This is a genomic window from Nocardia sp. NPDC058705, assembly GCF_042749305.1.
Taxonomy (GTDB): domain Bacteria; phylum Actinomycetota; class Actinomycetes; order Mycobacteriales; family Mycobacteriaceae; genus Nocardia.
The window spans coordinates 102,782-124,182 of sequence record NZ_JBHYRN010000004.1 but is presented as its reverse complement, the minus strand read 5'-3'; the positions used below and the strand labels follow the sequence as shown (position 1 = coordinate 124,182).

Here is a 21,401-nt window from a genome sequence, read left to right as displayed (position 1 = left end):
GAAATCTAGCGAAAGGGATGACCGTGTACCGCAGCACAATCGGCGTCACGACCTACACCTTCGACGGCTTGATCGAGCTGATGGCGAAAGCCACGCCGCTGCGCAGCGGCGACGAACTCGCGGGATGCGCGGCCGAGACCGACGCCGAACGTGCTGCGGCGCAATGGGCTTTGGCCGAGGTGCCGCTGACCACGTTCCTCAACGACGTGCTGGTGCCGTACGAAACCGATGAGGTCACCCGGCTGATCATCGACAGCCATGATCGGGTGGCGTTCGCGCCGATCTCGCATCTGACGGTCGGTGGGCTGCGCGACTGGCTGCTCGCGGTCGCCGCTACCGAGGATTCGGCGGTGACATTGGCCGCGGTGTCGCCGGGGCTGACGCCGGAAATGGTGGCCGCGGTCAGCAAGATCATGCGCAATCAGGATCTGATCGCGGTGGCCAAGGCTACCGAGGTGACGGCGGGATTCCGCACCACCATCGGATTACCCGGCCGGTTGAGCACCCGATTGCAGCCCAATCATCCGACCGACGATCCGCGCGGGATCGCCGCCGCCACCTTGGACGGCCTGCTGCTCGGCTGCGGTGACGCGGTGATCGGAATCAACCCCGCCACGGATTCACCGCAGGCCACCTCGGATCTACTGCACCTGCTCGACGAGGTGCGCTTGCGCTTCGACATTCCCACCCAGTCGTGCGTGCTCTCCCACGTCACCACGACCATCGGATTGATCGAAGCGGGCGCGCCGGTGGACCTGGTATTCCAGTCCGTCGCGGGTACCGAGGGCGCGAATACCGGCTTCGGCGTGAATATTTCGCTGCTGCGCGAAGGGAACGAAGCCGGGCGCTCGCTCGGTCGCGGGACGGTCGGCGACAACGTGATGTACCTGGAAACCGGGCAGGGATCGGCGTTGAGCGCGAATGCCCATCTGGGCGTGGGTGATCGGCCGGTGGACCAGCAGACACTCGAAACGCGCGCTTACGCCGTCGCGAGGGATCTGCAACCGCTGCTGGTGAATACGGTCGTCGGTTTCATCGGACCCGAATACCTCTACGACGGGAAACAGATCATCCGCGCCGGGCTCGAAGACCACTTCTGCGGCAAGCTGCTCGGCCTGCCGATGGGGGTGGACGTCTGCTACACCAACCACGCCGAGGCCGACCAGGATGACATGGACACCCTGCTCACCCTGTTGGGCGCGGCCGGTTGCGCGTTCGTCATCGCAGTGCCCGGGGCCGACGACGTAATGCTCGGCTACCAGAGCCTGTCGTTTCACGACGCGCTCTATGCCCGGCAGGTCCTGAACCTGCGCCCCGCACCGGAATTCGAGGCGTGGTTGTCGAGCCTCGGCATGCTCGACGCGAACGGCCGTGTGCGACAGGTAGAACCGCTGTCGTCGCCATTGCGCGCCCTGACTGCCACCCGATGATGATCACGCACCAACCAGAACACACTGCGGCCCAACCTTTTCCACACGACTGGAAACCAGCCGACGACGCTGACACCAGCACCTCAACCGACGATGCCGACACTGTCAGCATCTCGACTATCGAACCCGGAGAGGCGAAGATGCCGAATGTGGATGGCGTAGCGGCGCCGCACGATCCAGCGACTCCCCCGCCCGCCGAGAGCGCGATCCAGTCCGGCACGGGTCGGCCATCGGAATCCGAGGTAGTCCAGGACTTCTGGCGCGACCTGCGCGGCAGCACGCAAGCCCGGATCGGGCTCGGCCGCACCGGTGACGCGCTACCGACGACTGATGTCCTCGCTTTGCGCGCCGCCCATGCCGCAGCTCGCGATGCCGTGCATCTGCCTCTGGATGTCGCGACGTTCACCGAGCAGATCGCGGCAGTCGGACTCGGCGCCTCGGTCACCGTCGCCAGCCGGGCGGCCGACCGTGCCGAATACCTGCGCCGCCCCGACCTCGGCCGACTGCCACACGACCTGACAGCAGTCCCGAACACCGGCGCCGATATCGGTTTCGTCCTGGCCGATGGCCTGTCCCCGTTGGCGCTGGCCGAACACGCCGCCGGCCTATTGGACGCTCTCGCAACAGAACTCGGCGACAGCTATACCCTCGCCCCGCCGGTCATCGCCACCCAGGCAAGAGTCGCACTCGGCGACCACATCGCCGAAGCCATGGGCGTGCGCACCGTCCTGGTCATCATCGGCGAGCGCCCCGGCCTCTCGGTCGCCGACAGTCTCGGCATCTACCTCACCCACCTCCCGCGCCCCGGCCGCGCCGACGCCGAACGCAACTGCATCTCCAACATCCACCCACCCGACGGCCTCACCTACGCCGACGCCGCCCGCGTGGTGGCGGGCCTGGTCGCGGGCGCGCGGGCACTAGGGCGCTCCGGTGTCGACCTCAAAGACACCTCCCGCGCGCTGACCGGCCCCGACACCCCGACCATCACGCCGTGACCGTGAACTGACCCAGACACCAGAGCGGTTCGACATGAACCGAAGCCGATCGCTCCCTAGAGTGAACCCATGATCCGCACCGCCGCCCTCGCCCACGTCCGCGACCGCAGGCTGATTCAGACGCGCCCCGAAGGCAAAGAGGTCTTCTACATGGCGGGCGGCAAGATCGACCCCGGCGAGACCCCTTTACAGGCGCTACATCGCGAGATCGAGGAAGAACTCGGCGTCGGCCTTGCCAGTGTCGCCGAGCTCGGAATCTTCGAGGCGGAGGCCTACGGGCACGCGAGGAACACCGGTCTGCACATGACCTGTTTCCGTGCCGAACTCACCGGCGAACCCCACGCCACCGGCGAAATCGCCGAATTCCGCTACTTCACCGGCAGCGAGTACGAGGCCATGGAACACGTCGCACCAGGCTCGATGATGGTCTTCCGCCGCCTGCACGAACTCGACCTCATCGATTGGTGACGAGTCAACCAACCGATTCTCTTACGCACGGCTGATGGTTGCCGAGGCGTCGGTTTGATAAAGCGCGAAACACTACCGCGACCTGCGACGATGCCTTAGTTGTGAACATGCCCGTAACCACCGCGCCCATGACCGCATCGGAGCGTCGCGCCGCGTTGCGCCGTCTCATCGCCCTGTTCGGTCTGATGAACACGATGATCGAACTCAACGCCAGCGGAGCGCCGCGGTCGGTGGCCGAGCATGCCACCGCCGCGCGCGACCTGGTCGGCGAACTCGTCGCCGATCTCGCCGCAGCGCGCTAACTACTCGTCTTCGGTTCGGCATCCTCGGCCGCGATCACGCCGGGCTCGGTGCCCTCGTCGGCCTTCTGGTCCGGTTCGGGGTGCTCGGGTTCGAAGGTTTCGGGTAGGCCCTTGAGGTGTTTGTTCATCGAGCGGACCAGCAGCACGGTGCCTGCCAGCAGGATCAGGATGACCAGCAGGCCGAGCGGGGAGGCCTTGCCGAATTCGGGGCCGGTGGGTTGCTGTGCGAGGTAGACCAACATCACCGGTCAGCGTCCTCGATGCCGGCGAACAGGTCGGTCTCCGGGATAGCGGTGGACACTCTGGTCTTGGCCAATTCGAACTCCTCGGTCGGCCACAGCCGCTGTTGCATCTCCAACGGGATCGCGAAGAACGCGCCGTTGGGATCGATCTGAGTCGCGTGGGCGCGCAGGGCGTCGTCACGCTGGGGGAAGTATTTCGAGCATTCGACCTGGGTGGTGATCCGGCCCCACATGTCCTCGCGGCCGAACTCACGCATCCGGTCCAGCCATTCCTGCAGGGGGAAGGGCTCGCCGTTGGCCTCGTATTCCGCGGCGAACGCGGCGAGCCGCTTCACCGAGAAACCGTGGTCGTAGTAGATCTTGGACACCGTCCACGGCGGCCCGGCATCCGGGAACGCCTCGGGATCACCGGCGGCCTCGTAGGCGGCCATCGACACCTCGTGGCAGCGAATGTGGTCGGGGTGCGGGTAGCCGCCGTTCTCGTCATAGGTCGTCATGACCTGCGGTTTGAACTCGCGGATCACTCGAACCAGCGCCTCGGTCGACTCCTCGAGCGGAACCAGCGCGAAGCAACCCTCGGGCAGCGGGGGCAGCGGGTCGCCCTCGGGCAGGCCCGAGTCGATGAAACCCAGCCAGTGCTGACGCACCCCCAGCGCGGCGGCCGCGGCGGCCATCTCCTCGCGGCGGACATCCAGAATGCGGTCGAGGACGCCGGGGGTATCCATCGCCGGATTGAGAATGCTGCCGCGTTCCCCACCCGTCAACGTCACGACCAGCACTTCGGCACCCTCGTCGGCGTAGCGCGCCATCGTCGCGGCGCCTTTGCTCGATTCGTCGTCGGGGTGGGCGTGCACTGCCATGAGGCGAAGGCCACTCACTTCTCGTTCACCGTCGCTCTCGCTCGCGGGTGTCAGATGTCGTTACCTATAGTTCCATCCGACCCCCTGTTTGTTCCGACCACCCCCGGGAGCGCGAAACCGATGACCGAACCCGCCCCCGACTCGGCTGCCGCAGCAGCGCGACACGCCGATCGATACGGTACGAAACCACCCGTGCGTCGCCTGTGGGTGCTGGTTTTGCTCGGGGTCGGCGTCGTCGCGGCCGGGTTCGCGGTCGCCTATCTGGGTTTCCAGAAATACGGCCCGAAGGCGGTCGAGACCGAGCAGCTCGGCTATGTAGTCGTCGACGATTCGACCCTGGAGATGCGGGTCAAGGTCACCCGCGACAACCCCCAGCAGGCCGTGGTCTGCTTCGTCAGGGCGATGGATCGCGACGGGGCCGAGGTCGGGCGACGCGAAGTTCTAGTGCCCGGCTCGGATTCGACCAGCATCCAGATCAGCACTACGGTCAAGTCATCAGCACGCGCTTCGGCGGGCGATATCTATGGTTGCAGCGACCAGATTCCGGGCTACCTTCGACCCGAAAAGCCCGCCTGACTAGCCTGACCTGCATATTTGTGAGACATGCTAAAATGGTCTGATACACGGTTCCGGGGTTCGGAGCCGTGTTTGCTGCATTGGCGGCCAGCGGTGCTGTTTGCGGGTATCGGGTTCACCCCCAGGATCGCTCCAGCCGTCGGGCTGGTGCATGCCCTCCTCCGGGAGGGATAGCGCCGGTTTCAGGGAATCCCGGTGCGCCGGGAACAACTACTAGGGAGTGATCGAGATGACCGAGAATGTGACCTGGCTTACCCAGGAGTCGCACGACAGGCTCAAGGGCGAGCTCGACTCGCTCATTGCCAATCGTCCGGTCATTGCCGCCGAGATCAACGAGCGCCGCGAAGAAGGCGACCTCAAGGAGAACGGTGGCTACCACGCCGCGCGCGAAGAGCAGGGTCAGCAGGAGGCGCGCATCCGCCAGCTGCAGGAACTGCTGAACAACGCCAAGGTCGGCGTCGCCCCCACCAAATCCGGTGTGGCACTGCCGGGTTCGGTCGTCACGGTCTACTACGACGGCGACGAGGGCGATACCGAGACCTTCCTGATCGCGACGCGCGAAGAGGGCTTGGGCGCCACCGGCCTCGAGGCCTACTCGCCGAATTCGCCGCTGGGCGGCGCGCTGATCGATGCCAAGGTGGGCGAGACCCGCGAGTACACACTCCCCAATGGCAACACCATGAAGGTCACGCTGGTCAGCGCGGAGCCGTACCACAGCTGAGCGCGCTGAAGATCTAGAACCCGAACGCAAGCGGCCGCACCCGATACTCGGATGCGGCCGCTTCGTCATGTTCGGGCGTCCTTACTCAGCTCGAGCCCTGCTCAGCTCAGCGCCTGCTCGACGTCGGCGAGTAGATCGCTGATGTCCTCGATACCGACCGAGAGGCGGACGAGGTCGGCGGGAACTTCCAGAGCCGAACCCTCGGTGCTCGCGTGCGTCATCGCGCCGGGGTGTTCGATGAGCGATTCGACGCCGCCCAGCGATTCGGCCAGGGTGAAGATTTCCGTGCGCGAGCAGAACTTCAGCGCCGCTTCCCGGCCACCGACCAGGCGCACCGAGATCATGCCGCCGCTGCGACGCATCTGCTTCTGCGCGATCTCGTAACCGGGGTGCGTGGGCAGGCCCGGGTAGATGACCTGCGAGATGGCCGGGTGGTTGGTCAGGAAGTTCGCGATGACCTCGGCGTTGTCGCAGTGCCTCTCCATGCGCACGGCCAGGGTCTTGATGCCGCGCATGGTGAGGAAGGCGTCGAACGGGCCGGGGACCGCGCCCGCGCCGTTCTGCAGGAACGCGAAGTCGGAGTCGAGGTCGGCGCTGTTGGTGATCAGCGCGCCGCCGACGACGTCGGAGTGGCCGCCGATGTACTTGGTGGTCGAGTGCAGCACCACGTCGGCGCCGAGCAGCAGCGGCTGCTGCAGGTACGGGGTGGCGAAGGTGTTGTCCACGACCAGCTTCGCGTCGGCCTCGTGGGCGATATCGGCCAGCGCGGGGATGTCACCGATGCTCAGCAGTGGGTTGGTGGGGGTTTCGATCCACACCAGCTTGGTGTTGGGGCGGATGGCCGCGCGGACCGCGTCGAGGTCGGCGATGTGGGCGGGCGAGTGCTCGATGCCCCACTGGCTGAAGACCTTGTCGATGAGCCGGAAGGTGCCGCCGTAGGCGTCGTCGGGGATCACGATGTGGTCGCCGGGGCGCAGCATGGCGCGCAGCGCACAGTCGGTCGCGGCCATGCCCGAGGCGAAGGCGCGCCCGTAACTGCCCGATTCGAGGGCGGCGAGGTTGGCTTCCAGTGCCGTGCGGGTGGGATTGCCGGTGCGTGCGTACTCGTAGCCACCGCGCATGCCGCCGACGCCGTCCTGGGCGAAGGTCGAGCTCGCGTAGATGGGCACGTTGACCGCACCGGTCTGAGGATCGGGTTCGTATCCGGCGTGCACGGCCCTGGTGGAGAATCCCAGCTCACTCATTGCCCCAGACTAGTTGGCTCGCTTCGCGTGCTTTCGTAGGGGTATTGGCATGGTCGAAGTGTCGGATTCGGGCGTGGTACTGCGGTTAAGCTCACGCCATGGTCACTGTCGAAGAGTTGTTCGCCATCGATCCGCTGCTCTCGTCCGAGGAGCGCGAAATCCGCGACACGGTGGCGCGATTCGGCGAACGCAGGCTGCGACCGCACCTGGCCGACTGGTTCGAACAGGGCACCTTCCCGGCCCGTGAGATCGCGCCGGAACTGGGCAAGCTCGGACTGCTCGGCATGCACCTCGAGGGCTACGGCTGCGCGGGCGCGTCGGCCACGGCGTACGGACTCGCGTGTCAGGAGCTCGAAGCCATCGACTCCGGGGTGCGCAGCATGGTGTCGGTGCAGGGCTCGCTGGCGATGGCGGCCATCCACTTCTTCGGGTCCGAGGAGCAGAAGCAGCAGTATCTGCCCGCGATGGCGGCCGGCGAGGTGATCGGGTGCTTCGGACTCACCGAACCCGACTTCGGGTCCAACCCCGGCGGGATGCGCACGCGGGCGCGCCGCGACGGTGACGACTGGGTGCTGAACGGGTCCAAGATGTGGATCACCAACGGGTCGGTGGCCGATGTGGCCGTCGTCTGGGCCTACGCCGACGAGCCCGGCACGGATAAGCCACGAGTACGCGGTTTCCTTGTCCCTTCCGGCACACCGGGTTTCACCACGCGCGAGATCCACCGCAAGCTCTCGCTGCGCGCATCCATCACCGCCGCACTCGATTTCGACGACGTGCGCCTGCCTGCCGATGCGGTGCTACCCGAATCACGTGGGCTCAGTTCACCACTGGCCTGTTTGAGCGAGGCGCGGTTCGGCATCATCTTCGGCGCACTCGGCGCCGCCCGCGACTGCCTGACCGCGGCGATCGACTACTCCCGCACTCGCGAGGTCTTCGACAAGCCCCTTGCCGGTTACCAACTCACCCAGGCCAAGCTGGCCGATATGGCACTCGAGCTCGGCAAGGGACAGCTGCTCGCGCTGCACCTGGGCCGATTGAAGGATCGGCACGAGATCACCGGCGAGCAGATCAGCGCGGGCAAGCTGAACAGCACCCGCGAAGCCATAAAGATCGCGCGCGAATGCCGAACCATCTTGGGCGCCAACGGAATCACCCTCGACTATCCCGTCCTGCGGCACGCCAACAACTTGGAGTCCGTGCTGACCTACGAGGGCACCGCCGAGGTGCACCAGCTGGTGATCGGCAAGGCACTCACCGACGCCAACGCGTTCCGGTAGGTCAGGTCCCGGCCGGTCGCGGCCTGATCATGCCGCTCGCGAAGGCCGCGGCCAGCATCACGACCACCACCGTGAGCACGGTCAGCGCGATCGGCACGGTGATCGCTGCCGGAATCCCGATCACGGTCAGCCCGGCGACACTGCCGCAACCCCAAATGATCGCGGCGGCAAGGCGTCCGAGCAGCGGTGCGTAAGGCGAGCGATGCCAGGCGTCGACGATCTTCGTCTGTGCTGAATACCCTGCGCTGGCAGCGATAACCGGACTCATGCCGACCAGTTGAACGGCCGGGTCGGTGACCTGCACTGCGGATCCTCTCGCTCGCCGATCCAGTTTGCCGAAAGTTGTCTCGGATCGGTTATACCCACTCAGAGTCCATCGGGCGCCCGGTTCGCGCAACTGGAGAAGTCTCGATCAGATCTCGTCGGCTAGGTCGTCGGCAGGGGAAGTTCCAGGTTCTCGCGGTAGGTGCCGCCCAGATAGTCGGTGTCGAGCAGATTTCTGCGACGCAGCTCCGGCAGCAGACCGTTGACGACGAAATCGCGGGTGCGCTCCTCGGTGAGACCGCCGAGGGAGATCACGTCGAGCACATTCGCGCGATAGCGCTCCTCGATGGCGTCGGCCAACTGTTCGGGCGTGCCCGCCGCGGCCCAGTGGCCGGTGTCCTTGGCGGCGATGACGAGTTCGCGCAGAGTGGCGCCGGACGCGGCGAGCTTGCCGAAGATCTCGACTCGGCCGCGTCGGCGATGCACCGAGTCCGGTTGCGGCAACAGGGTTTCCGGGATCGGCTTGTCGAGTGGCAGCTCGGACAGGTCGAGGCCGCCGCCCAGCATGTCGGCCAGCTGACGGCGGCCCGCCTCGAAATCGGTGGCCTCGGCCGCCTCGCGCACCAACCTGCGGGCTTCTTCCTCCGTCGCGCCGTAGGTGGCGTGAAAGGAACTGAAGATGAGCGGAAGACCGTCGGACCTGCCCAATTCGGTTGCGCGAGTGCGGATCTTCTTCGTATAGGTGATCGCGTCCTCGAGCGTCGGCAGCGAGGTGAACACCACCTCCGCGAAACGCGCGCCGAGTTCGACGCCACCGGCGGATTGGCCGGCCTGGAACTGCACCGGCCTGCCCTGCGGCAGCGGCGGGATGTTCAGCGGGCCCCGTACCGAGAAATACTGTCCGGCGAAGTCGATCGGGCGCACCAGGGATTCGTCGAGGACCGCGCCCTCGCTGCCGTCCGGCCGCAGCGCACCCGGCTGCCAGCTGTCGAACAGCGCGTTGACCACCTCGATGGATTCCGTGGCGCGGGCGTAGCGCTGCTCGGGACTCGGGAGGTCGTGGTCGCTGTAGTTCTGCTCGCCCACCGAGGAGGTCACCGCGTTCCAGGCCGCGCGGCCGTTGCTGAGGTGGTCGAGCGTGCCGAAGAGCCGGGACGTTCGCTGCCCATGTTCGACAGTCCAGCAGGGCGCTCGGATCGCGACCATGGTTGCGCTCAACGGAATTCGATCGAGCGTATTAGATGTTGCGTCATATTCGCTCGGCGGCGTCATTGATCTTGAAACAAGATAATTTCAACTTTGCTGGGCAGATTGCTATCATATTGCAATGTTTGCGCCAGGTCCGGCGTTGCTCGAACTTTCGGCGCAACGACAAATACAGCAGTTGAGTACCGAGTTCGGTGTGCCCGCGGCAGCTGTCGCCGCGGTGGTGCCCGCACTGTCTGCTCAGTTGGATCAGCACGCCGCGGCGGTGCGTGACATTCTCGACCTCGGTGTCGACAATTCGGCTCGGGTTCCCCACGTTATTCTGCTCGCCGGTTATGTGCGCGGGCTTCTCGACCATTTCGCCGAGAGCGCCGACGGATTCATCGCGGGCGCACCGGATAACTGGCTCACCGCCGACTGGTTGCAGTTACGTCTTGCCGCGGTGTGCGCCGAGTAGAACGGCGGCGGCGCCCCGCCACCCGAAGGTAACGGTGCGCCGGCGCCGGTTGGTCATCGAGCTGTTTCGCCTCCCCAGCCGGGCTCGCTCGCACCGGGGGTGACCCGCTGGGTCGCGCTCGGCGCCACCTGCGAGCCCTGACGCGCGGCGTCCTCACGGCCACGCTGGTAGGCCTCGGCATGCCCCTTCATCGCGGGCATCTCCGATTCCAGATTGCCCAGCCAGCCGTTCCAGCGCTGTTCCATCGGCCGGACCAGGCCGCCACCGACGCCGACCACCAGGATGCCGCCGATGGTGGCGAGCACGGCGATCAGGATCGGGGTGGTCACCGAGGTCGCGACGCCGATCTGGTTCAGCGCGGCGATGATGCCGATACTCCAGATGAACACCGCCGCGATCCGGCCGAGCATGGTCCCGTAGGACAGCCCACCGAGCACATTGGAGACCAGTTCGCTCACCGCGTGGGCGATGGCCGCCGCGATCACCACGATCACGATCGCGACCGCGGCCTTGGGCAGCCAGGCCACGATGCTGGTGAGCAACGCGCTCACCGGGTTCGGCCCGAACACCGCGAAACCGACCTGCAGCGCGATCAGCAGAATCGCGTAATAGGCGATCTTGGCGAGAATGCCGGAAGCATCATATTTACTGCGGGACAGCATTTTCCGCAGTTCGCCGCGTTCGACCAGTTTGTCGAATCCGACGCGCTCGAGCACCGCCTTCACGATCTTGGCGACCACCTTCGCGATGATCCAGCCGACGAGAAGTATGGCGATGAATGCCACTGCTTTGGGGACGAACTGCGCGACCGAACTCCACGCGTCGGTCAAGCCCTGCTGGAAATCTATCGCAATGACGGAGGTATCCACGGCCTTTCCTTTCGCTCATACCGATCAGTGCGGCTGAATTGCCGAAGCACCTGTTTTTGGTGGTTACCCAGGCAATCCTCATTGAATCCGCCGAGTAGCGACGAATTCGCTCACGGCCGGTCAGCGGCACAGTGATGCATCGGGTCTTGCGCTCGTCGCGCGCTCGAGCCACTGTAAGTAAGTGGTTACTTACAGCGAGTCACCCACGTCGCGGGAGCGGATCATGACCGAGGCACTGCGCCTGTTCGGGGAACAGGGCTTCGCCAAGACCTCCGTCGCGCAGATCGAGCGGGCGGCGGGACTGTCCGGTGGGTCAGGAGCGCTGTATCGGCACTTCAAGTCCAAGGACGAGCTGCTGGTACAGGCGGTGGACGCGCGGCTGGCCGATCGGGGCGAGTGGGCACAGCTCCTGGAACCCACGTTTTCGATCGCGGCGGCGCTCGATGCGATCGCGCCGTCCGGCAGCACCGTCGACAAGATCGTCGCGCTGTGCGGGATCGGCCTGGCACGCCTTGACCACGATCGCGATGTCACCCGAATTCTGTTGCGGGACAACTCGATCCCCGCTCCCCTGCTGGAGGTTTTCCGGCAGCAGGAGTACGTGGTGGTGATGTGGGCGGTCACCCGTGGGCTGGTCGAGCTCGCCGGGGACCGGGCAGGCGAGCAGGACTGGGACGCCACCGCGGCGGTACTGGTCGGCGCGATGGCCCATTTCTGGATGATGCGCGACATCTTCGACGGCGACCACCCGGCCGACGTCGACACCGATCGATACCTGCGAGCCACCGCAGAGATGATCGCCGCCCGGCTCGACTGGGCGGATTCCGAAGGAGAGGACCCAAGATGAATACACCCATCACCGTGGTCGGGGGCGGAATTGCCGGTCTCACGGCCGCGATCGCAGTGGCTGAAACCGGAGTTCCGGTACGGCTTTTCGAGGCGCATCAGACGCTGGGCGGGCGGGGACGGGCGACACCGCCGCCGCACGTGGCGCACGAGGGGGCGCACGTGTTCTACGCCGACGGCCCGCATTACACCTGGCTGAAGGAGCGCGGCTTCGTTTCCGGACTCGGCTGGCCGGGGCTCGCAGATGCCACGAAACTCGGGTTCCGTACCGACGGCGTGATCCGGCGGGTGCCACCGCTCGGGATGTTGCGGGCGCAGTCACGCAAATGGTTGCAGGCACCGGTCGACGTCGACTTCCACACCTGGGCCACCGAGCGCTGGGGTGAGCGCACCGCCACCCACCTCGCCAATGCGATCAGCGTGGCCACCTACGACGCAAACACCGGCAGGCTCTCCGCCGCCTTCGTCTGGGGATTGTTCCAGCGCGTACTCGGCCCCGTGGTGCCAGCGGTGCGCTGGGTGCGCGGCGGCTGGCAGCAGACGATGGATCGCATGGTCGACCGTGCGACCGAACTCGGCGTCGATATCGAAACCGGTTCGCGGATCACCGAATTGCCCACCGGTGGACCGGTCATCGTCGCCACCGACCTCGACTCCGCTCGGCGCCTGCTCGGCGACGACACCCTGCGGGGCACCAGCGGCTTCGCGGCTCTTCTCGACCTCGGCGTCACCAAGGACCGCCGAGACCGCAGCATTGTCTTCGATCTCGACGAGGGCGGTTTCCACGAGAGCTACACCATGCAGGACGACACCATCGCTCCCGCAGGCGAATCCCTCTACCAACTCCAGATGCCGCTGCGCGACAACGAGTCTCGTGACGATGCCCATCGGCGTCTGGAACTCTTCGCCGATGCCACCATCCCGGACTGGCGCGCACGCAACACATTCCGTCGCACGTCCACCGCCAAAGGCCGCACCGGCGCGCTGGATCTGCCAGGAACCACGTGGCGTGACCGGCCCGCCATCGATCGCGGTGACGGCATCTACCTGGTGGGCGATATGGTCGCCGCGCCCGGCATGCGCGGTGAGATCTCCATCAACAGTGCGATCACCGCTGCCGCATCGGCTGTGCGCGCAGTCTCCAGTACTCGCGCGAACACCGCCTAGGACCTTGGGTCCGATCGACGTTTCGCGGCATCGATCGGACCCAGGCTTGTCAAAATTCGGTTGCGCCGCGGTTCGCTCGATTCCTAGAGTTCGTTTTCATGTCGTGCCACTTTTTCATTCGCCTCCGCCACAACCGGGCTCTGGCCCGCTAGCGGACGCGGATAACTTCATCGGCGTCCACCGGCGCGCCAAGGGCCCTTCGAGCCTCCAACAACTCGAAGACCCGAAGGGGCAACTGCCGTGGCGCAGGATTTCGCACACCGAAACTACTCACACACTCAGCGCAAGGTCACCGGTAAAGGTGGCGGGCGCACCGCACGTGATCACGCGAGAAGGACTCTCTCCCAAAACTTTCTGGTGGATCGTGGCGCCGTCGACTCGATGGTGACCGTGGCCGATCCGACGGGGATCGTCCTCGAACCCGGTGCGGGCGAAGGCATTCTGACACGTGCCCTTGCTCGACGGGGTGCGCAGGTCACCGCGTACGAGATCGATCCGCTGCTCGCGGCCAAGCTCTCGGCGCAGACTCGTTCCGAGGGCGGAATACGTGTTGTCCGTGGTGATTTCACCAAGGCCAAGGCTCCCCGCGAGCCCTTCGCCGTCGTCGGGAACATCCCGTTCTCCGCGACGGCCGACATCGTGGACTGGTGCCTGACCGCACCGGCACTGACGTCGGCGACCCTGCTCACCCAACGCGAATACGCCCGCAAACGCACCGGCGACTACGGGCGCTGGAGTCTCCTGACCGCGACAACCTGGCCGTGGTTCACCTGGGAACTCCACGGGCAGGTGCCACGCACCAGCTTCCGTCCGATTCCGTCGGTCGACTCAGCGATCGTGCGGATCGCGCGTCGAGCGGAACCCCTTGTCTCCCATCGTGATTCCTACACAGAACTCGTGCGGACCGCCTTCTCGGGAATAGGCGGCACAGTCCGCGCTTCCTTGCGCACCCGCTACCACGGCGCGGACGAAGCCCTGGCAGCGGCGGGTATCGCCGACGACACCGTGGTCGCCTACGTTCACCCGGATCAGTGGGTGGACGTGCACTCGATGCTCACGCGATGATCGAGAGCCGGTGCTGTCTGCTGTTTCGAGACAGCACCGCCTCTGTGTTCCGAGGCAGCCGCGGGCTTCGGGCCCGCGACGAACTCGCCGGACGAGTCGACCAGTCCGGCGGGAAGTCGCGTCTTCGGTGTTATCAGGGAATGACGACCGGTCCAGTGAGGGGTGCCGGGTCGGCGGCCCAGCGGTGGCCGACCTCGCGCGGGCTGACGCCTTCGTCGGTCCAGGCGGTCAGTAGCTGTGCGACCTTGTTGTGCATGGTGGTGCGGAGGCGGTCGAAGGAGGTGTCGGGGGTGTCGTCGACTTCGCCGAGGAGCAGCCACCAGGCCCAGGCCACCGCGCCCGCGTTGGCGACGAAGTCGGGCAGGACCGGGATGCCGCGGGCGGCGAGCATGGCTTCGGCTTCGGGGGTGGTGGCGGCGTTGGCGGCTTCGACGATGACGCGGGCCCGGATGTCGTAGGAGTTGTCCGGGGTGATCGCGTACGAAATCGCCGCAGGCACAAGGATATCGACGTCGGCGGCGATGATGGCGTTGCGCGGCTGCTGCTCGATGCCCTCGGGCAGGCGGGAGCGGTCGATCTCGCCGTAGCCGTCGCGCAGATCCAGCAGGGCCGGGATGTCGAGGCCGTCGGCGCAGTACAGGGTGCCCGCGGCGTCGGCGACGGTGGTGATCTTCATGCCTGCCTCGTGCAGGTAGTAGGCCGCCGCTCCGCCCATCGTGCCGACGCCCTGGATCGCGGCCGTCGTCTGGGCAGGTGCCTGGCCCCACTGCACCGCCGTGGCGAGGCAGGCGTGCGCGACGCCGTAACCGCCGATGACGTCACCGAGCAGGAAACCGCCGTCGACGGCGGCGTTGAGTCCGTTGCGGACCCGCTCCAAAGTGGCTGCCGGGTCGGCGGCGCGGCGGATCGCGGCGTGGTAACTCTGGCCGAGGTCGAGCTTTTCGAAGACCTCGTCGATCAGGTGCTGTGGAACGCCGAGGTCTTCTGCGGTCACCCAGTGCGCGTCGAGCCACGGGCGCATCGCCTCGCAGAATCGCTCGAGCACTTCCACGGCGCGCGGGTCCTTGGGGTCGAAGTCGATGCCGCCCTTGGCACCGCCGATCGGCAGGTCGAAGGTGGCGGTCTTGTTGGCCATGCCACGCGCGAGGTCCTCGACCTCGGTCAAGGAACAACCGGCTCGCATCCGGGTGCCGCCGGTGGCCAGGCCACCGCGCAGGGTGTGGACGACGAGGTAGCCGACCGCATCGGTGGCCGAATCCGTCCAGTGCAGACGCATATATGGTTCGCAACGACGAGTAGTGGGTACTCCCGAAACAGCCTGCGATGTGCTCGGACCCGGGTTCAGCATCGTCATGGTGCCCACCTCCTCGTTCATGGCCGTAGCGGACCTCGTCGTCCCTGGTAGCACCAGACTGCGGCACCCTCTGACCGCGCGTCTATTTACGGTTCGTTCACGGCACCCTTCACCATTGCTGCACATTCCTTACCCTCGATGGCATGGACCTGTCACTGGCCCGCCTGCGAATGCTGCGCGAACTACACCGGCGCGGGACGATCACGGCCGCCGCGGCGGCCCTGCACTACACCGCGTCGGCGGTCTCCCAACAGCTCGCGCAACTCGAACGCGACGCGGGCACTCGGCTGTTCGAACGACGCGGGCGTCGAGTGCAACTCACCGACCTCGGGATCGTGCTCGCCGAACACGCCGAGGAGATCCTGGCCGCCGTCGAACGCGCGACCCAAGCGCTTGAGGAAGCGGGCGGCTCGGTGACCACGACGATCACCGCCGGAGTGTGGGCATCGGTGGCCGCGGGCCTGCTCCCCGACGCACTCAACACCCTCGCCGCCTCACACCCCGGCATTCTGGTGCGCACCACCGAACTCGCCCCGGAGTCGACCGCCGCCGCGGTCCGCGACGGTGCCCTCGACCTGTCGTTCGTGCTCGACTACTCGAACTACCCGATGACCTGGGACCGCGGCCTGGAACGAGCGATCATCGGCGTCGAACGCATCCACGCCGCCGTCCCCGCGGGCGCGGTCCCCGCAGCAAGCGTGACCCTCGCCGAACTCTCCGAACACCCTTGGATCATCGCCCCCGCCCGCTCCCACTTCGGCCACGCGGCCCGCCTGGCCTTCCAATCCGCAGGCCTGCGTCCCCGCATCGACCACGAGTTGGAGGAACAGGCCACCGCCATGGCCATGGTCGCCGCCGGCCTCGGCGTCACCCTGGTGTCGGACCTCGGCCTGGCCCTACGCCCACCCGGCGTAGACATCGTCACCCTCACCGACCCCCTCGCCCGCACAGTCTCGTTGGCCTACCGCACCAACTCAGCAGGCCGATCCGCCCTGCTCCTGGTAGTAGACGCCATCCGCACCGCCGCAGCAGCCAAGGGCCTGGCCACCGAATTCCGCACCCCGGTACCTCAGACCGCTACGCAGGAAACCGAGTAGCTCACCGCACCACCGAAATCGCAACGGCGACAAAACAATCGAGCGGCCCCACAAAAATCGTGGAGCCGCTCGACCCTGTTCAGCGAGAACATGGGTAACTCACCGGGAACCGGCTGACCCAACCGCCCCCGAAGTCTGGCCGCGTCGAATGCCTCGCGGCACCCGAGTCCGGCCAAAAGACGCGGGGAGGCGGATCAGCTCAGCCGTTCGATGATCAGGGCCATGCCCTGGCCGCCGCCGACGCACATGGTTTCCACGCCGAACTGCTTGTCGTAGGTCTGCAGGTTGTTCAGCAGGGTGGTGGTGATGCGGGCGCCGGTCATGCCGAAGGGGTGGCCGACGGCGATCGCGCCGCCGGAGACGTTGAGCTTGTCCTCGTCGATCTTCAGTTCGCGGGCCGAGCCGAGGACCTGGACGGCGAAGGCCTCGTTGATCTCGAACAGGTCGATGTCGGAGATCGACTTGCCCGCCAGTGCGAGGGCGCGCTTGACGGCTTCGACCGGGCCCAGGCCCATGATCTCGGGCGACAGACCCGAGACGCCGGTGGAGACGATGCGGGCCAGCGGGGTCAGGCCCAGTTCCTTGGCCTTGGTGTCGCTCATGATGACCAGTGCGGCGGCGCCGTCGTTGAGGGCGCAGCAGTTACCGGCGGTGACGGTGCCGTCGGGGCGGAAGACCGGCTTGAGCTGGCTGACAGCTTCGTAGGTGACGCCGGCGCGCGGGCCGTCGTCCTTGCTGACGATCGAGCCGTCGGGCAGGGTCACCGGGGTGATCTCGCGCTCGAAGAAACCGGCCTTGATGGCCTCTTCGGCACGGTTCTGCGAGCGCACGCCCCAGCGGTCCTGGTCTTCGCGGGAGATGCCGGTCAGCGACGCGACGTTCTCCGCGGTCTGGCCCATCGCGATGTAGGCGTCGGGGAGCAGGCCGTCCTGGCGCGGGTCGTGCCACACACCGGCGCCACCCTTGGCGGCCTCGGCGGTGCGGGCCTCGGCCTCGGCGAATTCGGGGTTCTTGGTGTCGGGCCAGCTGTCGGCCGAACCCTTGGCGTAGCGCGAGACGGTCTCCACACCGGCGGAGATGAACACGTCGCCCTCGCCCGCCTTGATCGCGTGGAAGGCCATCCGGGTGGTCTGCAGCGACGACGCACAGTAACGCTGCACGGTGGTGCCTGGGACGACGTCGAGGCCGAGCTGGACCGCCACGTTGCGGCCGATGCCGAAGCCGCCCTCACCGGCGGGGGAACCGGTGCCGAGGATGAGGTCGTCGATCTGCGTCGGGTCCAGCGAGGGCACCTTGGCCAGCGCGGCACGCACCATCTGCGCGGTCAGGTCGTCCGGGCGCATGCCGGCCAGTGACCCCTTGACGGCACGGCCGATGGGGGAACGGGCGGTGGAGACGATGACGGCCTCGGGCATGAGGACTCCTTTTCGCGTGGATTGATGTGAACGGCTGTTTACATGCCGGTCGTCTTCGAATCTACGTCTCCAGTTGACCCACGGGAAGAGCAGGGCGGTCGCGCACCTGGGCGATCAACACGGGAAGCAGCTGCGCGGCGGCCAATTCGTAGCCGGCCGCGGACGGATGAAAACCATCGGTGGCGAACAGGATCTCGGGCGAGGCCCGGAACTCGGACGCGACCAGCGGTGAACCCATCGGCACCGCGATACCGCCCGCGATGGTGGTCGCGACCGTCTGCGCCTTGGCCAGGCGCACACTCCAGTTGGCGACGATCGTGCGCAGCGGCTGCTGGATCGCGGTGACCGTGCCCAGGTTCGGGCAGGTGCCGACCACCACCAGCGCGTCGGCCTCACGCAGTCGCGAGACCGCGGCGGCGAGCCTGCGCGCGGAGGCCCGGATGGAGTGCTTCTTGGTGATGTCGTTGGCCCCGACGAGGATAACCGCGGCGTCCGGCGGTGGTCCCGCGACGAACATCGCGTCGACCTGTCCGGCCAGGCCTTTCGAGGTGGCACCGGAGATTGCCTTGGTACTCAAGCGGATTCGCATGCCGGTGGCGTCGGCCAGGCCACGTGCCACTCGCACACCCGGTACATCGGCGGCGCCGAGACAGCCGAGTCCGGCCGCGGTGGAGTCGCCGAAGATCATCAGGTGCAGGTCGAAGGGTGTGGTCTTGCGCCACGGTTCGGGGATGGTGGCACCCGGCGCGTACACGCCGTCGGCCTCGGGTGGCTTGGAGGTATCGCGCCCGATCACCGCGCGCGCCGCGCCTGCCTGCGTCATCAGCAATCGATACGTCGCCCAGGAGACCGTTCCGGCGCTCGATCCGGCGAGCACCGTGGTCGCTCCGGTGACAACAGCGGTACGCCAACTGATCCGAGGTGCGCTCACATTCGAAAATTCTACGACGCTGTTCCGCCTCTCCGAGCCTCTGGACTGTTCCGCCTCTCCGCGCCTCATAGCCAGACTCAGGTGCCCGGGAGCACCGCGCGCGGCTGGGGGTTCGAGTGGGGGCTGAGTTGGCCCGTGCCCGGTGAGTTACCCATGTACTCGCGAGATCATGGGTTCTGCAACGATGGGGCTATGCGCATCGCGGATCATGTCGTTGACCTCATCGGCAACACCCCCCTTGTTCGGCTGAACTCGGTGGTCGGCCCCAACGCGGGCCTGGTGGCCGCGAAGGTCGAATACCTGAACCCCGGCGGCAGTTCCAAGGACCGGATCGCCGTCAAGATGATCGACGCGGCCGAGCAGGACGGACTGCTGAAGCCCGGCGGCACGATTGTCGAGCCGACCTCGGGTAATACCGGCGTGGGCCTGGCGCTGGTCGCCCAGCAGCGCGGGTACAAGTGCGTGTTCGTCTGCCCGGACAAGGTCAGCGAGGACAAGCGCAACGTGTTGCGTGCCTACGGCGCCGAGGTCGTGGTGTGCCCGACCGCCGTGCCGCCGGAGCACCCCGACAGCTACTACAACGTCTCCGACCGCCTGGTCCGCGAGATCGAGGGCGCCTGGAAGCCCAACCAGTACTCGAACCCGGGCGGCCCCGACAGCCACTACGAGACCACCGGTCCCGAGATCTGGGCCGACACCGAGGGCAAGATCACCCACTTCGTCGCGGGCGTCGGCACCGGCGGCACCATCTCCGGCACCGGCCGCTACCTCAAAGAGGTATCCGGCGGCAAGGTCAAGATCATCGGCGCCGATCCCGAGGGTTCGGTGTACTCCGGCGGCACCGGTCGCCCGTACCTGGTCGAGGGTGTCGGCGAGGACTTCTGGCCGAGCGCCTACGACGCGTCGATCCCCGACGAGATCATCGCGGTCTCCGACGCGGACTCCTTCGAGATGACCCGTCGTCTGGCCCGCGAGGAAGGCCTGCTGGTCGGTGGTTCCTGCGGCATGGCCGTGGTCGCCGCGATCGAGGTCGCCCGCCGCGATCCCGACGCCGTGGTGGTCGTGCTGCTGCCCGACGGTGGCCGCGGCTACCTGTCAAAGATCTTCAACGACAAGTGGATGAGCTCCTACGGCTTCCTCCAGACGCCCCTGGAAGCGGGCCCGGAACCGCTGGTCGGCGACGTGCTGCGCGGCAAGTCCGGCGCCCTGCCCGACCTGGTGCACACCCACCCGTCGGAAACCCTGCGCGACGCCATCGAGATCCTGCGCGAATACGGCGTCTCCCAGATGCCCGTCGTCGGCGCCGAACCCCCGGTCATGGCCGGTGAAGTAGCGGGCAGCGTCACCGAACGCGACCTGCTCTCCGCCGTTTTCGAAGGCCGCGCCAACCTCACCGACTCGGTCGCCCAGCACATGAGCCCGTCGTTCCCCCTGATCGGCGCGGGCGAACCCCTCTCCACCGCGACCAAGGCCCTGTCGGATTCCGATGCCCTGATGGTCGTCGAAGACGGCAAGCCCGTCGGCGTCATCACCCGACACGATCTGCTCGGCTTCCTGAGCACCGGCTCGATCGGCCACTGAGGAACGTACAACCACAAAGCGGCTCCCCACATCGTGGGGAGCCGCTTTTGTTGTTGACCGACTGACTCAGTCGCGCTGGAAGTAGCTCAGCAGGCGAAGGATCTCGACGTAGAGCCAGACCAGGGTGATGGTGAGGCCGAGAGCCACACCCCACGCGGCCTTCTCGGGGGCCTGGGCGCGGATCAGCTGGTCGGCGGAGTCGAAGTCCAGCAGGAAGCTGAACGCGGCGATGGCGATGCAGACCAGGCTGAACACGATGGCGAGCGGGCCGCCGTCGCGCAGGCCGAAGCCGCCGTCGGTGAAGAAGCTCGCGATCAGGTTGCCGACCATCAGCACCAGCACACCGACCATCGCACCGATCAGCATGCGGGTGAAGCGCGGAGTGACGCGGATGGCGCCGGTCTTGTAGACGACGAGCATGCCGAAGAACACGCCGAACGTGCCGAGTACCGCCTGGCCGATCAGGGCGCTACCGCCGACACCGCCGAAGGTGACGTCGGTGAACATCAGCGACAGCGCGCCGAGGAACAGGCCCTCGAAGGCCGCGTAGGACAGCACGATGGCCGGGTTGTCCATCTTGCGACCGAAGGTCGCGATGAGGACCAGAACTAGGCCGATGATGCCGCCGCCGATGACGAACAGCGGTGCCAGCGACGGGTTCGCCGTGGACAGCGCGTAAGAGGCGATCGCCGAGACGGTGAGCACCGCGAGGGTGATGCCCGTCTTGGTGACCACGTCGTCGATGGTCATCGCGCGGGTGGCGGGGGCCTGCTGGAATTGCTGGCCGTACTGCTGCCCGTATTCGCCGTACTGCTGGTTACCGAGTTGACCTGCGCCGGCTACGCCCGAACCGAAGTTCGCGTAACCGCCGACACCCTCCTGGCGAGGAAGGTTCTTGAACACCGGATTCGATGAGGTACGCACCGTGCGCCTTTCTTGGAGTTACGAGTAGCTGTGAAGCTCCAACTGCCCTGTTCAACGCGCCACGATCGGACAAAGTTCCCAGCGATCCGGTCTCTGCCCACATCGCC

The 21,401-nt window shown here is 66.7% G+C and carries 23 protein-coding genes; 13 read left to right on the top strand and 10 right to left on the bottom strand.

Annotated elements, in window-relative coordinates; all coding sequences use genetic code 11:
* Positions 1-17 precede the first annotated feature (17 nt).
* From ACFW6D_RS08025 to ACFW6D_RS08010, 4 genes are all read left to right on the top strand, one after another.
* Positions 18-1,430, top strand: a complete 1,413-nt coding sequence (locus ACFW6D_RS08025) for an ethanolamine ammonia-lyase subunit EutB (protein WP_379325948.1) — start codon at positions 18-20, stop codon at positions 1,428-1,430.
* Between the two features lie 140 nt (positions 1,431-1,570).
* Positions 1,571-2,425, top strand: a complete 855-nt coding sequence (gene eutC, locus ACFW6D_RS08020; RefSeq protein WP_379325946.1) for an ethanolamine ammonia-lyase subunit EutC — start codon at positions 1,571-1,573, stop codon at positions 2,423-2,425.
* A gap of 69 nt (positions 2,426-2,494) precedes the next feature.
* On the top strand, positions 2,495-2,893 hold the full coding sequence (locus ACFW6D_RS08015; protein ID WP_379325944.1) for an NUDIX domain-containing protein: 399 nt from the start codon (positions 2,495-2,497) through the stop codon (positions 2,891-2,893).
* Between the two features lie 128 nt (positions 2,894-3,021).
* Positions 3,022-3,195: a hypothetical protein gene (locus ACFW6D_RS08010; protein WP_379231579.1), complete on the top strand. Its 174-nt coding sequence runs from the start codon at positions 3,022-3,024 to the stop codon at positions 3,193-3,195.
* On the opposite strand, the gene ACFW6D_RS08005 is transcribed toward ACFW6D_RS08010, so the two are convergent.
* Both ACFW6D_RS08005 and mca read right to left on the bottom strand, forming a co-directional pair.
* Positions 3,192-3,437 (bottom strand): hypothetical protein, encoded by a 246-nt coding sequence (locus tag ACFW6D_RS08005; protein ID WP_379326291.1) that lies wholly within the window; start codon positions 3,435-3,437, stop codon positions 3,192-3,194. The two genes, ACFW6D_RS08010 and ACFW6D_RS08005, sit on opposite strands and share 4 nt — an antisense overlap.
* Positions 3,437-4,297: a mycothiol conjugate amidase Mca gene (gene mca / locus ACFW6D_RS08000; protein ID WP_379325943.1), complete on the bottom strand. Its 861-nt coding sequence runs from the start codon at positions 4,295-4,297 to the stop codon at positions 3,437-3,439. The genes ACFW6D_RS08005 and mca overlap by 1 nt, the downstream gene beginning before the upstream one ends.
* A gap of 120 nt (positions 4,298-4,417) precedes the next feature.
* On the opposite strand from mca, the gene ACFW6D_RS07995 reads away from it, so the two are divergent.
* On the top strand, positions 4,418-4,873 hold the full coding sequence (locus ACFW6D_RS07995) for a DUF4307 domain-containing protein (RefSeq protein WP_379325941.1): 456 nt from the start codon (positions 4,418-4,420) through the stop codon (positions 4,871-4,873).
* A gap of 229 nt (positions 4,874-5,102) precedes the next feature.
* On the top strand, positions 5,103-5,594 hold the full coding sequence (greA, locus tag ACFW6D_RS07990) for a transcription elongation factor GreA (protein WP_056813695.1): 492 nt from the start codon (positions 5,103-5,105) through the stop codon (positions 5,592-5,594).
* Between the two features lie 101 nt (positions 5,595-5,695).
* Here the strand turns inward: greA and ACFW6D_RS07985 are convergent, their stop codons facing one another.
* A complete protein-coding gene (locus ACFW6D_RS07985) occupies positions 5,696-6,838 on the bottom strand; it encodes a cystathionine gamma-synthase (RefSeq protein WP_379325939.1) in 1,143 nt (380 codons plus the stop codon).
* A 98-nt stretch (positions 6,839-6,936) separates the two neighbouring features.
* On the opposite strand from ACFW6D_RS07985, the gene ACFW6D_RS07980 reads away from it, so the two are divergent.
* Complete coding sequence (locus ACFW6D_RS07980) at positions 6,937-8,118, top strand: acyl-CoA dehydrogenase family protein (protein ID WP_379325937.1); 1,182 nt, start codon at positions 6,937-6,939, stop codon at positions 8,116-8,118.
* Position 8,119: 1 nt separating this feature from the next.
* Here ACFW6D_RS07980 and ACFW6D_RS07975 read toward each other — a convergent pair whose 3' ends face one another.
* Entirely contained in the window at positions 8,120-8,422 is a 303-nt protein-coding gene (locus tag ACFW6D_RS07975; protein ID WP_379325935.1) for a hypothetical protein, read from the bottom strand.
* Positions 8,423-8,544: 122 nt separating this feature from the next.
* Positions 8,545-9,588 carry an LLM class flavin-dependent oxidoreductase gene (locus tag ACFW6D_RS07970; protein ID WP_379325933.1) on the bottom strand — a complete coding sequence of 348 codons (1,044 nt, stop codon included), beginning with the start codon at positions 9,586-9,588 and terminating at the stop codon, positions 8,545-8,547.
* Between the two features lie 121 nt (positions 9,589-9,709).
* Between ACFW6D_RS07970 and ACFW6D_RS07965 the strand changes: the two genes are divergently transcribed.
* Positions 9,710-10,045 (top strand): DUF6401 family natural product biosynthesis protein, encoded by a 336-nt coding sequence (locus tag ACFW6D_RS07965; protein WP_379325931.1) that lies wholly within the window; start codon positions 9,710-9,712, stop codon positions 10,043-10,045.
* A gap of 53 nt (positions 10,046-10,098) precedes the next feature.
* Here ACFW6D_RS07965 and ACFW6D_RS07960 read toward each other — a convergent pair whose 3' ends face one another.
* On the bottom strand, positions 10,099-10,914 hold the full coding sequence (locus ACFW6D_RS07960) for a hypothetical protein (protein WP_379325929.1): 816 nt from the start codon (positions 10,912-10,914) through the stop codon (positions 10,099-10,101).
* Positions 10,915-11,137: 223 nt separating this feature from the next.
* Between ACFW6D_RS07960 and ACFW6D_RS07955 the strand changes: the two genes are divergently transcribed.
* From ACFW6D_RS07955 to erm, 3 genes are all read left to right on the top strand, one after another.
* On the top strand, positions 11,138-11,761 hold the full coding sequence (locus ACFW6D_RS07955; RefSeq protein ID WP_379325927.1) for a TetR/AcrR family transcriptional regulator: 624 nt from the start codon (positions 11,138-11,140) through the stop codon (positions 11,759-11,761).
* Positions 11,758-12,927, top strand: a complete 1,170-nt coding sequence (locus ACFW6D_RS07950) for an NAD(P)-binding protein (RefSeq protein ID WP_379325925.1) — start codon at positions 11,758-11,760, stop codon at positions 12,925-12,927. Before ACFW6D_RS07955 ends, ACFW6D_RS07950 begins: the two co-directional genes overlap by 4 nt.
* 240 nt (positions 12,928-13,167) lie before the next feature.
* On the top strand, positions 13,168-13,992 hold the full coding sequence (gene erm / locus ACFW6D_RS07945) for an ErmE/ErmH/ErmO/ErmR family 23S rRNA (adenine(2058)-N(6))-methyltransferase (protein ID WP_379325923.1): 825 nt from the start codon (positions 13,168-13,170) through the stop codon (positions 13,990-13,992).
* A 133-nt stretch (positions 13,993-14,125) separates the two neighbouring features.
* Here the strand turns inward: erm and ACFW6D_RS07940 are convergent, their stop codons facing one another.
* Positions 14,126-15,346, bottom strand: a complete 1,221-nt coding sequence (locus ACFW6D_RS07940; protein ID WP_379325921.1) for a Glu/Leu/Phe/Val dehydrogenase dimerization domain-containing protein — start codon at positions 15,344-15,346, stop codon at positions 14,126-14,128.
* A gap of 143 nt (positions 15,347-15,489) precedes the next feature.
* Between ACFW6D_RS07940 and ACFW6D_RS07935 the strand changes: the two genes are divergently transcribed.
* Positions 15,490-16,443, top strand: a complete 954-nt coding sequence (locus tag ACFW6D_RS07935) for a LysR substrate-binding domain-containing protein (RefSeq protein WP_379325919.1) — start codon at positions 15,490-15,492, stop codon at positions 16,441-16,443.
* 194 nt (positions 16,444-16,637) lie between these two features.
* On the opposite strand, the gene ACFW6D_RS07930 is transcribed toward ACFW6D_RS07935, so the two are convergent.
* Positions 16,638-17,858 carry an acetyl-CoA C-acetyltransferase gene (locus ACFW6D_RS07930; protein WP_379231607.1) on the bottom strand — a complete coding sequence of 407 codons (1,221 nt, stop codon included), beginning with the start codon at positions 17,856-17,858 and terminating at the stop codon, positions 16,638-16,640.
* Between the two features lie 61 nt (positions 17,859-17,919).
* Entirely contained in the window at positions 17,920-18,789 is an 870-nt protein-coding gene (locus ACFW6D_RS07925; protein WP_379325917.1) for an SGNH/GDSL hydrolase family protein, read from the bottom strand.
* A gap of 192 nt (positions 18,790-18,981) precedes the next feature.
* On the opposite strand from ACFW6D_RS07925, the gene ACFW6D_RS07920 reads away from it, so the two are divergent.
* A complete protein-coding gene (locus ACFW6D_RS07920; protein WP_379325915.1) occupies positions 18,982-20,370 on the top strand; it encodes a cystathionine beta-synthase in 1,389 nt (462 codons plus the stop codon).
* 66 nt (positions 20,371-20,436) lie between these two features.
* Here ACFW6D_RS07920 and ACFW6D_RS07915 read toward each other — a convergent pair whose 3' ends face one another.
* Positions 20,437-21,294, bottom strand: coding sequence for a Bax inhibitor-1/YccA family protein (locus tag ACFW6D_RS07915; RefSeq protein ID WP_379325913.1), 858 nt, complete (start codon positions 21,292-21,294; stop codon positions 20,437-20,439).
* Positions 21,295-21,401 lie beyond the last annotated feature (107 nt).

What these genes read in the sequence shown, in the direction of transcription:
- ACFW6D_RS07970 (WP_379325933.1), bottom strand. Translation starts at nt 9,588, where the DNA reads ATGGTCGCGATCCGAGCGCCCTGCTGGACTGTCGAACATGGGCAGCGA.
- greA (WP_056813695.1), top strand. Translation starts at nt 5,103, where the DNA reads ATGACCGAGAATGTGACCTGGCTTACCCAGGAGTCGCACGACAGGCTC.
- ACFW6D_RS08025 (WP_379325948.1), top strand. Translation starts at nt 18, where the DNA reads ATGACCGTGTACCGCAGCACAATCGGCGTCACGACCTACACCTTCGAC.
- ACFW6D_RS07995 (WP_379325941.1), top strand. Translation starts at nt 4,418, where the DNA reads ATGACCGAACCCGCCCCCGACTCGGCTGCCGCAGCAGCGCGACACGCC.
- ACFW6D_RS07985 (WP_379325939.1), bottom strand. Translation starts at nt 6,838, where the DNA reads ATGAGTGAGCTGGGATTCTCCACCAGGGCCGTGCACGCCGGATACGAA.
- ACFW6D_RS08010 (WP_379231579.1), top strand. Translation starts at nt 3,022, where the DNA reads ATGACCGCATCGGAGCGTCGCGCCGCGTTGCGCCGTCTCATCGCCCTG.
- ACFW6D_RS07940 (WP_379325921.1), bottom strand. Translation starts at nt 15,346, where the DNA reads ATGACGATGCTGAACCCGGGTCCGAGCACATCGCAGGCTGTTTCGGGA.
- mca (WP_379325943.1), bottom strand. Translation starts at nt 4,297, where the DNA reads ATGGCAGTGCACGCCCACCCCGACGACGAATCGAGCAAAGGCGCCGCG.
- ACFW6D_RS07935 (WP_379325919.1), top strand. Translation starts at nt 15,490, where the DNA reads ATGGACCTGTCACTGGCCCGCCTGCGAATGCTGCGCGAACTACACCGG.
- ACFW6D_RS08015 (WP_379325944.1), top strand. Translation starts at nt 2,495, where the DNA reads ATGATCCGCACCGCCGCCCTCGCCCACGTCCGCGACCGCAGGCTGATT.
- eutC (WP_379325946.1), top strand. Translation starts at nt 1,571, where the DNA reads ATGCCGAATGTGGATGGCGTAGCGGCGCCGCACGATCCAGCGACTCCC.
- ACFW6D_RS07930 (WP_379231607.1), bottom strand. Translation starts at nt 17,858, where the DNA reads ATGCCCGAGGCCGTCATCGTCTCCACCGCCCGTTCCCCCATCGGCCGT.
- ACFW6D_RS07920 (WP_379325915.1), top strand. Translation starts at nt 18,982, where the DNA reads ATGCGCATCGCGGATCATGTCGTTGACCTCATCGGCAACACCCCCCTT.
- ACFW6D_RS07955 (WP_379325927.1), top strand. Translation starts at nt 11,138, where the DNA reads ATGACCGAGGCACTGCGCCTGTTCGGGGAACAGGGCTTCGCCAAGACC.
- ACFW6D_RS07950 (WP_379325925.1), top strand. Translation starts at nt 11,758, where the DNA reads ATGAATACACCCATCACCGTGGTCGGGGGCGGAATTGCCGGTCTCACG.
- ACFW6D_RS07965 (WP_379325931.1), top strand. Translation starts at nt 9,710, where the DNA reads ATGTTTGCGCCAGGTCCGGCGTTGCTCGAACTTTCGGCGCAACGACAA.
- ACFW6D_RS07980 (WP_379325937.1), top strand. Translation starts at nt 6,937, where the DNA reads ATGGTCACTGTCGAAGAGTTGTTCGCCATCGATCCGCTGCTCTCGTCC.
- ACFW6D_RS08005 (WP_379326291.1), bottom strand. Translation starts at nt 3,437, where the DNA reads ATGTTGGTCTACCTCGCACAGCAACCCACCGGCCCCGAATTCGGCAAG.